Source organism: Thioalkalivibrio sp., assembly GCF_007692535.1.
In the GTDB taxonomy this organism is placed as follows: domain Bacteria; phylum Pseudomonadota; class Gammaproteobacteria; order Ectothiorhodospirales; family Ectothiorhodospiraceae; genus Thioalkalivibrio.
In genome coordinates this window covers 1-11,311 of record NZ_REBW01000068.1, presented here as the reverse complement: position 1 = coordinate 11,311, position 11,311 = coordinate 1, and the positions used below count along the sequence as shown (strand labels likewise).

10 protein-coding genes are annotated in these 11,311 nt (G+C 66.4%); 9 read left to right on the top strand and 1 reads right to left on the bottom strand.

The window, feature by feature from the left end; all coding sequences use genetic code 11:
* The first annotated feature begins 79 nt into the window (after positions 1-79).
* A complete protein-coding gene (locus EA346_RS02340; protein ID WP_296755148.1) occupies positions 80-1,477 on the top strand; it encodes an MFS transporter in 1,398 nt (465 codons plus the stop codon).
* 170 nt (positions 1,478-1,647) lie between these two features.
* On the opposite strand, the gene EA346_RS02335 is transcribed toward EA346_RS02340, so the two are convergent.
* Complete coding sequence (locus EA346_RS02335; RefSeq protein WP_296755146.1) at positions 1,648-2,673, bottom strand: porin; 1,026 nt, start codon at positions 2,671-2,673, stop codon at positions 1,648-1,650.
* Positions 2,674-3,169: 496 nt separating this feature from the next.
* Here EA346_RS02335 and EA346_RS02330 point away from each other — a divergent pair, with 496 nt between their 5' ends.
* The 8 genes from EA346_RS02330 to asnB all read left to right on the top strand — a co-directional run bounded on the left by EA346_RS02330 (position 3,170) and on the right by asnB (position 11,149).
* Positions 3,170-3,676 carry a MarR family transcriptional regulator gene (locus tag EA346_RS02330; protein WP_296755143.1) on the top strand — a complete coding sequence of 169 codons (507 nt, stop codon included), beginning with the start codon at positions 3,170-3,172 and terminating at the stop codon, positions 3,674-3,676.
* A gap of 61 nt (positions 3,677-3,737) precedes the next feature.
* Positions 3,738-4,151 carry a fibronectin type III domain-containing protein gene (locus EA346_RS02325; protein WP_296755159.1) on the top strand — a complete coding sequence of 138 codons (414 nt, stop codon included), beginning with the start codon at positions 3,738-3,740 and terminating at the stop codon, positions 4,149-4,151.
* Between the two features lie 77 nt (positions 4,152-4,228).
* On the top strand, positions 4,229-5,470 hold the full coding sequence (locus EA346_RS02320; protein WP_296755157.1) for a Zn-dependent hydrolase: 1,242 nt from the start codon (positions 4,229-4,231) through the stop codon (positions 5,468-5,470).
* Between the two features lie 14 nt (positions 5,471-5,484).
* Complete coding sequence (locus EA346_RS02315) at positions 5,485-6,222, top strand: isochorismatase family cysteine hydrolase (RefSeq protein WP_296755140.1); 738 nt, start codon at positions 5,485-5,487, stop codon at positions 6,220-6,222.
* Positions 6,223-6,224: 2 nt separating this feature from the next.
* Positions 6,225-7,700, top strand: a complete 1,476-nt coding sequence (locus EA346_RS02310; protein WP_296755153.1) for a sodium:solute symporter family protein — start codon at positions 6,225-6,227, stop codon at positions 7,698-7,700.
* A complete protein-coding gene (locus tag EA346_RS02305) occupies positions 7,697-7,819 on the top strand; it encodes a hypothetical protein (RefSeq protein WP_296755138.1) in 123 nt (40 codons plus the stop codon). The genes EA346_RS02310 and EA346_RS02305 overlap by 4 nt, the downstream gene beginning before the upstream one ends.
* Positions 7,816-8,898, top strand: coding sequence for an aspartate carbamoyltransferase (locus EA346_RS02300; protein ID WP_296755151.1), 1,083 nt, complete (start codon positions 7,816-7,818; stop codon positions 8,896-8,898). The genes EA346_RS02305 and EA346_RS02300 overlap by 4 nt, the downstream gene beginning before the upstream one ends.
* 232 nt (positions 8,899-9,130) lie before the next feature.
* Positions 9,131-11,149 (top strand): asparagine synthase (glutamine-hydrolyzing), encoded by a 2,019-nt coding sequence (gene asnB / locus EA346_RS02295; protein WP_296755135.1) that lies wholly within the window; start codon positions 9,131-9,133, stop codon positions 11,147-11,149.
* Positions 11,150-11,311 lie beyond the last annotated feature (162 nt).

Below are 11,311 nucleotides of genomic sequence, written 5' to 3'. Positions count from 1 at the left end.
ACGAGCGCATGCACGCCAGGAAAGCGCCCTTCGAAAGACTCAGGGCGAACCCTGTGGCGGTTTTGGGTGAAGATGCGGAATGACTGAACCGTCCGAATCCACGGCCGCCACCGGCCAGCGCGACTGGCGTGCCGCCTTCGCGGTGTACCGCCACCCGCGCGTGATCGGCATGCTGTTCCTGGGTTTCTCCGCCGGCCTGCCGCTGCTGCTGGTCGGCGGCACCTTCACCGCCTGGCTGCGCGACCTTGGCGTGGAGCTGGCGGCGATCGGCTTCCTGAGCTGGGTCGGCATGGCGCACAGCATCAAGGTGTTCTGGGCACCGGTCGTCGACCGGATGGCGCTGCCGCTACTGACCCGCTGGTTCGGCCGTCGGCGCGCCTGGATGCTGCTAGCGCAGGCGGTGATCGCGCTGGCGCTGACCGGGATCGCGCTCACCGATCCGCGCGAGCAGCTTTGGCTGGTCGCGGTCTGGGCGGTATTGGCGGCGTTCGGCTCCGCAACCCAGGATATCGCGATCGATGCCTACCGGATCGAGGCCGTTTCGCGTGACCGCCAAGGTGCGATGGCAGCGACCTACGTGTTCGGGTACCGGGTGGCGCTGCTGGCCGCGGGCGCGGGTGCGCTGCACATCGCCTCGGCGGGAGACTGGAGCCTGGCCTACGGCGCGATGGCGGTGCTGATGGGCGTCGGCATGCTGACCACGCTGATCATCCGCGAGCCCGAGGTCGCGGTGGACGCGCACACCTGGCAGATGGAGCAGCGCGTGGTCGACTACCTGGACGGCACCCGGCACCGGGGCTGGCGGCGTGACCTGACCGCCTGGTTCATCGGTGCCGTGGTCGGTCCGTTCGCCGATTTCTGGCAACGCTTCGGGGTGTCGGCGCTTGCGATCCTGGTCTTCATCGGGGTATTCCGCATCAGCGACATCTTCATGGGCGTGATGGCCAACCCCTTCTATCTCGATCTCGGCTTCACCAAGGCCGAGATCGCGAACATCGCCGCCGCGTTCGGGCTGGCGATGACGCTGACCGGCGCCGCGGTCGGCGGGCTTCTGGTGATGCGCTTCGGCATCCTGCGCATGCTGATCGCAACCGCGATCCTGGCACCGCTGACCAACCTGACCTTCTCCTGGCTGGCACTGCTGGGGCCGCAGACCTACGGGCTGGTGTTCGCGATCATGGCCGACAACATCAGCGGCGGGCTGGCGATCTCGGTCTTCATCGCCTACCTCTCCAGCCTGACCAACACCGCCTACACCGCGACGCAATACGCGCTGTTCAGTTCCATCATGACGTTGCCCGGGCAGTTCCTGGCCGGTTTCACCGGCCTGCTCGCGGAGCACGTCGGCTGGTTCTGGTTCTTCATTTCGTCGGCGCTCATCGGCCTGCCGGCGATCGTGCTGGCCGTGCTGCTCGCCCGCATCGCCCACCCCGACCGTATCCGCCGCCCGGGGCGCGAACCTTCCCAGCCCGCCTGAAACGCGATCCGCTGCCAGCCCCTGCGCCGGGCAGGGAAACGGGGTGGCCGGCGTGCGCGGGGATGTCACCGAACGCGGTCATCCGCCGTACAGCAAAACGCCCAGGGCGAAAAACCGCCCCAGGCGTCTTGCGTCGATTCCGGTTCGACCCGGAATGGATGGCGACCTCCTCAGAAGTCGTAGCGGGCACCAACCATGAACGCCGTGTTGCTGCCAGCCGGGTTACCGTCGGCATCCGTCGGCCCGAAGCCCACGGGATCGGAACGGCTGTCCCGGGCCTTCACGACCGGCACCGCGCCCGTGCCCTTCTCCTCGTAATAGTACTCGGCGAAGAACATCAGATTGCGCTTGTACTGGTAGTCGTACCCGAGGTGGAAGACATCCTCGCCGTAGTTGTCCACGTTGGCGTACATGCCCTTGAAGGTGTGCTGGCCCATGCTGTAGCTCGCGAACAGGTTGAAAGCGATATCGCCATCATCGCCGAATGCATTGGCGTCCTGATCGCTATCGACATATTCGATCTTGCCACCGATGTACCACGGCCCCATGTTGTGCATCACGGAAAGCCCGTAGAAGCGAGTGTCCGCATCACCATCCGGACTGTCGATACCCAGGGCAATCGTGGTATCGGCAAACGTATAAGCACCCGTCAACTGATAGCGATCGTCTCCGCCAAAACCTGCGTTTGCGCTATAGGACCCGGCAAACGAGAAGCCGTTGAAGTCCGGCGAGTAGTACATCAGGCTGTTGCTTTCGCGGAACGTGGTGAAGGTCGCGAAGCCGCTCTGGAAGCTGCTGAACATGTCCACCGGGAAGGCGATCGCGTTGTAGTACGGCAGCCAGTCGCGGCCGTAGGCAAACGTACCGAAGTCGGTGTTCAGGCCGATCTTGCCGATGCGCACGTCCTCATTTTCGCCATTGAAAGGATCCTGGACCTTGCCGTTCGCCAGATCCAGCGGGATTTCGAGCTGCGCGAAGGCATCGATGCCATCGGCTACCGGAGCATTCGCGGTGAAGCCAATACGCGAATAGGCATCACGGAAACCGTTGTAGCTGCTGACTCCTTTGGGGTCGGCAGCCTCGTACTGGAGGCGCAGCGAACCATAGAAATCGAAGTCGATCGGGTCGGCGGCCACCATGGTCGGGGCGATGAACGATCCAGCGATCGCTGCGGCGAGAATCTTTCTGGACAGCATGGTCTTTCTCCGGTGAGGTTGGTGAGGTGCCGGCGGCGCTGTCGCGGCGCGGCGGGTCGCGCATCTGTCTGCACTGCCTCTGGCGGGAGAACGCGGGCCTGGCCCTGGGTCGCACCCCCATGAACACGCCACCGTATTGTATCAGATTCGAGACACTTCTCCAACGAGTCCTGATATCCTGGATAAAAGTTCGCTTAATCAGCTAGATATGAAACCTCTTTTTGTTTCTTTTTAACAACACCCGCGTCGCGGAAGCAGGGTTCACAGCCGCTCGACGATCCTCTTCCGAACAACCTCCCGGCCAGCGCTGCGACAACAGGAAATCTTCGGGGCCCGCGCCCGGCTGTTCCCCTTGGCAGGCTGACCCCTGACGTGCACCCTGTGTGGTGCACGCCTTTACGCCCCCCGGATGAAGGCCACCGGCACAAAGCGATTTGCGCTGAAAGTACTTTTGCACAAAAATAAACGGCTCTTGGTTCCCGGAGGCTCGTTGGCGATGTCGACACAGCTTGTCGAAGAATCCCAGGCCATGGCGGAGCACGACCCGATCCGTTCGGTGATCCGCCAGCTGCGCGTGATCATCCGCGCCCTGCAGGGGCATTCCCGCAGCGTCGAGCGCGCCTGCGGGATCAGCGCCGCGCAGCTGTGGGCACTGTGGGAGCTGCAACGTTCCCCCGGCCTGAACGTCAGCGACCTGTCGCGGCAGCTATCGGTACACCCCTCGACAGCGTCCAACCTGCTCGACAAGCTGGAGCAGGGCGGGCTGGTCGAGCGTCGGCGCCGCGAGCGCGACCAGCGCGTGGTCCGGCTGTTCGTCACCGACGCCGGCCGGGAACTGCTGACCCGGGCACCGGCGGCGCCGCAGGGTGAACTGAACCGGGCGCTGCAGGATCTCGATCCAGCAAAACTGGCCGCGCTGGAAAAGGGCCTGGAGGCTTTGGTCGAAACGATGGCCTCGACGGAACCGAGAGCCGGCCTGCACCCCTACGAGGGACACCCATGACCGGCGGTCACCGCACCGCTTCAGCGACCCGGGAGGCCATCGCACGATGACGACCGAAAGGATGCCCAACCCGGCGCTGCTCTGGGCGCTGCTGCTCCTGTTCTGGCTCGTTCCCGGCGGAAGCAGTCTTGCCGAACCGGCGTTCGACTCGCCCCCGGAGCGCGACAGCGCCGGCTTCTTCTCACTCGACTGGAGCGGGGCCGAGCGATTCGAACTGGAACAGGCGACGGGGCCCGACCACGCTGACGCGCGCATCATCTACCGCGGCAGCGACACCAGTACGACGATCAGCGGCCTCTCGGACAACACGTACCGGTTCCGCATTCGCGCCGAAGGCGCGGAGACGTGGAGCGACGAGGCGGTCGTGGTCGTGGAGCACCATGCGCTGAGCCGCGCCTTCCTGTTCTTCGCACTGGGCGCCGCGGTCTTCGTCGTCCTGCTGCTGGCCATTGTCCGTGGACGGAAGCTCGCATGACCTACGAACCCACCCCAGTCAGCACCCCTACAGGAGGCAACATGGCGGAAACGATGCAGGCACAACCGGAAGCCCACGTGGGGGACGTGAAGATCGACATGGGTCGCCTGCGCCAGGACGTGCTCGACCTGGGCCAGGTCGGGCGGGATGCCGAACTCGGACTGAACCGGCGCGCCTTCACCGAGGGCGACCGCCAGGGCCGGGACTGGTTCCGGCAGCGGCTAAGGGTCGCGGGTCTCGAACTCTTCCAGGACGGCGCGGCGAACCTCCACGGCCGCCTGGAGTACGACGGCACGCGGCCGGCCGTCGTCATGGGCTCGCATCTGGATACCGTTCCCGGCGGCGGGCCTCTGGACGGCGCACTCGGGGTGCTGGTCGGCCTGGAGGTGCTGCGTACCGTGAAGGAGGCCGGCATCGAGCTCCGCTACCCGCTGGAGGTCATCGACTTCAGCGACGAGGAAGGCCGCTTCGGCGGCATGTTCGGCTCCCAGGCGCTGGCGGGGCATCTGACGCCGGAGCGCATCCAGGGTGCCCGCGACCTCGAGGGCGTCACGCTGGTCGACGCGATGGCGGCCTGGGGCCTCGACGCGAACGAGGCACTGGCCGCGCGCCGCGACCCGTCCACGATCCACGCCTTCCTCGAACTGCACATCGAGCAGGGCCCGGTCCTCGACCGCAAGCGAATCAGCATCGGCGTGGTGGAGGCCATCACCGGTCTGTTCAAGTGGGAGGTGCGCCTGAAGGGGCAGCCCAACCACGCCGGCACGACGCCGATGGACATGCGCATCGACGCCTTTCAGGGCCTCGCCGAGTTCGGCGGCGAGGTGAACCGGATCCTCGAGGAGCACGGGGGTCCGAACAGCCGCGCCACCATCGGGCGGGTGGAACTGAAGCCCGGCGCGGCCAACACCATCCCCGGAGAGGCCATCTTCTCCGTCGAAGTCAGGGATACCGATGAGCGCGTGCTGAAGGCCCTGTCCGACGCCTGCCGGCGCACCCTGTCGAGCATCGCGCGCCGGCGCGATCTGATGTTCGAATTCGACGTGCTCTCCGAGATCCGGCCGACCCGCTGCGACCCGGGCCTGCTGGACCTGATCGCTTCGGAGGCCGAAACCATGGGACTGGAGTACCTGCGCATGCCCAGCGGGGCCGCCCACGACACGCAGAGCATGAGTGCGGTGGCGCGCACCGGCATGATCTTCGTTCCCAGCATCGAGGGCCGCAGCCACTCCGCCGGCGAGTGGACCAACTGGGAGGACATCGAGGTCGGGGCGAACCTGATGCTGCGCAGCGTGCTGGCGCTGGCCGCCAAACACTGAAAGGAGCCCTCCGCATGAACGACAAGATCACCCCGCTGACCGACTTCGACGCGCTGGACCCGCTCCGCGAACAGTACCAGGGCAGCCTCATTTCCACGCGGCAACTGCGCCAGGAACTGGCCAAGCATCACGTCGCGCTCCTGTGCATCGACCTGCAGTACCTCGACGCCGCGCGCGGCCATGGCGTATTCGCCGACGCCGCCGCCTCGGGCGTGCCGCTGAAGGCCCAGGAGTACTACTTTCAGTATCTGGAAAAGGTGGTGCTGCCGAACGTGCGCCGGCTGCAGGATGCCTTCCGCGCACAGGGGCTGGAGGTGATCCACTCCCGGATCCAGTCGCTGACCCGCGACGGGCGCGACCGCAGCCCGGGGCACAAGCGCCTGAATCTCCATGCGCCGCCGGGATCGAAGGAGGCGGAGTTCGTCGAGTCGGTAGCCCCGGTCGGCGACGAGATCGTGCTGAACAAGACGGCCAGCGGCGTGTTCAACTCGACCAACCTCCAGTACATCCTGCGCAACCTGGACATCACCTCGCTGTTCATCGTCGGCGTGTACTCCAATGAGTGCGTCTCCACCGCCGTGCGCGACGCCTGCGATCTCGGCTTCTACGTGACCCTGATCGAGGACGGCTGCACCACGGTGACGCCGGAACTGCAGGAGGCCACGATCACGACCATCAAGGACCGCTACGCGCGTGTGATGACCACCGAGGAGGCCGTCACCGAGATTGCGCGGGTGCGGGAGGCGTCGTGACCATCACGGAGGACGTGGCGATCCTGCCCGAAGGCATCGCCTGGGGCCTGCTGATCGCTTTCAGCATCCTCTGGGTGTTCCTGGGCTGGTTCCTGGGCCGCAAGAACAAGACCGCCGAGGACCACATGCTGGCCGGCCGCAACGTCGGGCTGGCACTGGCCACGGCCACGGCGATGGCCACCTGGGTCACCGCGAACACCACCATGACCGCGCCGCAGCTCGCGCTGCAACTGGGGGTCTGGGGCATGTTCGGCTATTCGCTGGGGGCGCTGGGCCTGATCCTGTTCGCGCCGCTGGCCAAGCGCATCCGCGAACTGATGCCGCACGGGTTCACGTCGGGCGACTTCATCCGGCTGCGATTCGGCAAGTTCACCTGGCGCGTGTTCCTGGTCGTCTCGCTGATCTACGCCTTCGGCTGGCTGGTCAGCCTGGCGATGGCCGGCGGCGTGCTGATCAACGCCCTGTCCGGCATCGATTACCGGGTCGGCATGACCATCATCCTGGCCGTCTGCGTGCTGTATACCCTGCTCGGCGGCCTGCGCGCGGTCATCGGGACGGACTTCGTGCAGACGATCATCATCATTCTCGGCGTCGCCTTCATCGCCTGGCTGACCATCGACAAGGTCGGCTTCGAGGCCATCCACTTCAACCTGATGGAAGAGCGCCCGGAGCTGCTGAACCTGCTCTTCCCCGCGGCGATCATGTTCCTGTTCAACAACCTTCTGTTCGGGGTCGGGGAGATCTTCCACTCCAACGTCTGGTGGTCGCGGGCCTTCGCCTTTGGCCGCAGCGTCGGATTCCGCGCCTACCTGCTCGCCGGGCTGCTGTGGCTGCCGATCCCGATCGTCGCGGGCTTCATCGCGCTGGCGACGCCGGCGCTGGGGATCAACGTCCCGGTCGCGGACATGGTCGGACCGCTGGTCGCGGCCGAGGTCCTCGGCCTCACCGGCGCGATCGTCGTGTTCATCGTCGTCTTTGCGGCACTGGCATCGAGCCTCGACTCGCTGCTCGCCGCAACGTCGGACCTGGTGACCCGCGACATCTACCGCGGACATATCCGCAAGAGCGCGTCGCAGCACGAGCAGTTCCGTGCCACCAAGGTCATCGTGGTCCTGCTGGGCCTGCTGACCTGGGCCGCGGCCAGCTACCGCGGCGAACTGCCGATCATCGGCTCGCTCGCTGCGGTGCTGTACTTCACCGGTGCCTTCGTCGCCAGCGCGATCTGGCCGGTGGTCGCCGGCCTGTACTGGCGCCGTGCCAACCCGACCGGAGCGGCACTGAGCATGATCGCCGGCACCACGCTCGGCCTGGTCAGCTATTTCGTGATCGGCTTCTACGTCGCCGCGCTGGTCGGAGCCGCGGTGTCGCTGGCGGTGCTGGTGCTGTTCACCTGGATCGCGCCCCGGGACTTCGACTGGCGCAGCCTCGCTGAGGCCGAACCCCGCGGCACCGCGGGCGCAACTGGAGGTGTACGATGACGATATCCGTCGGGGCACTGGGCACGATCGTGGTCATCGCCACGAGCGTCGCGACCCTGGCCCCCATCCTGTTGATCACGCTGTTCGTCCATGACTGGAAAAGGGGCCGCCTGTGGTGACATCCCAGCAGAAACAGTTGCGGCGTCCGCTGCAGCCGAAGGACGGCACCGCCGGCATCGAGCGGCCGAAGGCCCTGGCCGATGCCCTGCCGGAGAACCCGGAACCGCTGCTCACGTTGGCCGCTGGACACGTGGTGTCGGCCCGGCAGTTCGACCGGGAAACGCTGGTCCAGCTGTTCCGGCTCGCGGCGCAATTCGAGTCCACGCCGGCGCTGATGCACCTGCCGCTCACGGGCAAGATCCTGATCAGCGCCTTCTATGAGCCCTCGACGCGCACCCGCCTCTCTTTCGAGAGCGCCTGGCACCGCCTCGGCGGCGCAATCATGTCGATCACCGATGCGAAGAGCACCGGCATGGCCAAGGGCGAGTCACTGGCCGACATTGCCGAGATGTTCAACAATTACGGCGACGTGATCGTTCTGCGCAGCTCCGAGGGGCACGCCGTCTACGACATGCTCGACGGCCTGCGCATCCCGATCGTCAATGCGGGCAACGGGATCGACGAGCACCCGACGCAGGCGATGGCGGATCTCTACACGCTGGCCAAGTGGCGGCCGGAACTGTTCCAGGGTGAGGTTGCGCCGGAGCAGCGGATCCGGATCGGGATCATCGGCGTGCCCTCGCGCATGCGCACCGTGCGCAGCCTGCTGCTGCTGCTCGGCTGCTTCCCCGAGGCCATCCGGGAGGTGGTCATCATCTCCAACGAGAACGAGAACGAGAATTTCGATGCGGGGCAGCGCGAGGAACTGGAACGCGCCGGGCTCACCCTCAGGGTGGTGCACGAGCTGGATCCGGTGCTGCCGGATCTGGACGTGGTGTACATCAACGCGATCGCGTGGGTCGGCGACAGCTTCGAGTCGCTGGGCGCCGGCCTGCATCTGACCCGGAATTCGCCGTTGAAGGAGGGCGCGATCATCCTGCACCCACTGGCTCGCGGCGTCGAACTGGCCACCGATCTCGACGACACCCCGCACAACTGGTACTTCGCGCAGGCCCGGGGCGCGGTGTTCATCCGCATGGCCCTGCTGACCTCGATCGTGCGCCGGATCAGCGCGGTGATGGACACCCCCGAACAGTGATGGACCTCCGTGCCTGCGCGGATGCCCGGAGGAACGGCATCGACCCGGTAGCGGGTGTCGGCAGCAGGGATGCTGCCGTCAAGCCTACAGGGACGTATTCACGGCGTCCCGCTACCGGGTCGACGCCGTTCCTCCCCCGACACCTCGTTCGCCCTGAACGCCTGAAGGGCGCTGCGCCGACATCGCGCGAAGGCGTCCGACACCCCATTGAGAGTACGAAAGGAGACATGCCATGTGTGGCATTGCAGGAATCTTTCACGCCCACCCGGACCGCCCGGTCGATCCCGAAACGCTGGTGGCGATGGCGGCCATCCAGTACCACCGCGGGCCCGACGGCTTCGGCTACCTGACCCAGGACGACCGCGGCGTCGGCTTTTCGCATGCCCGGCTGTCGATCATCGACCTGGACGAGAACCGGGGCCGGCAACCGTTCTGCATGACCGGCGGCAGGATCATGACCGCGGTCAACGGCGAACTCTACGACTACAAGCGCATCCGCACCGACCTGACGCTGCGCGGCGTGAAGTTCCGCACCAAGAGTGACTCGGAGATGGTGATGCACCTCTACGAGCGGCTCGGGCTGGAGGATGCGCTGCCGCACTTTCGCGGCGAATTCGCGATCTCGCTCTACGACCGCGAGCACGATCGGCTGGTGCTGATCCGCGACCGTTTCGGGGTCAAGCCGCTGTATTTCACCGAGGCCGACGGCGCCTTCGTGTTCGGGTCCGAACTGAAGGTCCTGTTCGCGCACCCCGAAGTCCCGCGCCGGTTCTCGGACACCGGGCTGTTCCACCAGCTGATGCAGACGATGGTGCCGGGCACCACCGCCTTCGAGGGCATCCACCAGGTCAAGCCGGGCCACGTGGTCATCGTCGAACGCGCGCACGGCAAGCTGAAGATCCGCCAGGAGAAGTACTGGGACATGGACTTCCCGCTGGCCGCGGAGCGCGCCGAACACAACGAGGAGGACGAGGAATACTGGATCGAGGGCGTGCGCGAACAGTTGATGGAAGCGGTGCAGCTACGCCTCGAGGCCGATGTCCCGGTCGCCTGCTACCTGTCCGGCGGCATCGATTCGTGCATCACGCTGGGCCTTGCCGCCGCGACCCAGCAAAGCCCGGTGAAGGCCTTCACCATCGGCTTCGACGACGTCGCCTACGACGAGACCGCGATCGCGCGCGAAATGGCCGAGAGCGTCGGCGCCGACCAGGACATCATGACCCTGCAGGCCGACCACCTCTACGACAACCTGGTCGAGACGCTCTGGCATTCCGAACGCACCATCTACAACACGCTCGGCGTCGCCAAGCTGCTGATGAGCCGTCACGTGAACGAGGCCGGCTACAAGGTGGTGGTGACCGGCGAGGGCTCGGACGAGCTCTTCGGCGGCTACCCGGCTTTCCGGCGCGACCTGTTCCTGCACGGGCTCGACACCATGGACGCCGCCGAACGTGCGGTGTGGCAGCAGATGCTCTCCGAGAGCAACAAGCTGTTCAGCGGCGCGATGCTGGCCGAAAACGAACTGGATGACCCGGCGCTCACCGGTCTGATCGGCTTCACGCCCTCCTGCCTGCAGCCCTGGCTGGCGGCGGCTGAACACGTGCCGGCGCTGCTGACGCCGGAACGCCGGGCCGCACTCGAAGGCTATGCGCCCGGGGCCGCCATCGCGGAGGCGCTGGACGGCGAAATGCTGGAGGGCCGGCATCCGCTGGACAAGGCCCAGTACGTCTGGATCAAGACCATGCTCGAGGGCCAGATCCTGACCTGGGGCGGCGACCGCGTCGACATGGCGAACTCGATGGAGGCACGCCCGCCGTTCCTGGACCACCACCTGGCCGAGTTCGCCGCGCAGTTGCCGCCCTCGATGCGCATCAAGGGTCGCGTCGAGAAATACGTGCTGCGCGAGGCGATGAAGGGCCTGCTGCCCAAGGTGCTCTACGAGCGCGAGAAGTTCGCGTTCATGGCCCCGCCGGCGCACACCGACCCGAAGAAATGGGCGGCGATGAAGGCCCTGGCGGACCAGTACCTCTCCGAGGACGCGATCCGCGAGGCCGGCCTGCTGGATCCCGACGGCGTGCGGCGCCTGTTCGAGCTGCACGAGGCCGAGGAAACCTCGGTCTCGACCCAGGTGCAGCTCGACGCGGTGATCAACCACATGATCGGCGTGCAGGTGCTGCACGCGCACTTCGTCGCCGCCGACATCCCGCGCATCGCCCGCCGCAAGGCCGAGGCGCTGGGCTGGAAGCCTTAGGCCCTCGCGCCCCGGCGCCGGGCCGTGGGTCTGGAGCGGTCGTGCCGTCGCGGGGTGTTGGCAGCAGGGATGCTGCCGTCAAGCCTACAGGGACGTATTCACGGCGTCCCCGCGACGGCACGACCGCTCCAGACCTGACAGTGCCAAGGTGTTCCCAGCGTG

Coding starts and splice junctions, on each gene's coding strand:
- EA346_RS02340 (WP_296755148.1), top strand. CDS start 80: ATGACTGAACCGTCCGAATCCACGGCCGCCACCGGCCAGCGCGACTGG.
- EA346_RS02335 (WP_296755146.1), bottom strand. CDS start 2,673: ATGCTGTCCAGAAAGATTCTCGCCGCAGCGATCGCTGGATCGTTCATC.
- EA346_RS02330 (WP_296755143.1), top strand. CDS start 3,170: ATGTCGACACAGCTTGTCGAAGAATCCCAGGCCATGGCGGAGCACGAC.
- EA346_RS02325 (WP_296755159.1), top strand. CDS start 3,738: ATGCCCAACCCGGCGCTGCTCTGGGCGCTGCTGCTCCTGTTCTGGCTC.
- EA346_RS02315 (WP_296755140.1), top strand. CDS start 5,485: ATGAACGACAAGATCACCCCGCTGACCGACTTCGACGCGCTGGACCCG.
- EA346_RS02305 (WP_296755138.1), top strand. CDS start 7,697: ATGACGATATCCGTCGGGGCACTGGGCACGATCGTGGTCATCGCCACG.
- asnB (WP_296755135.1), top strand. CDS start 9,131: ATGTGTGGCATTGCAGGAATCTTTCACGCCCACCCGGACCGCCCGGTC.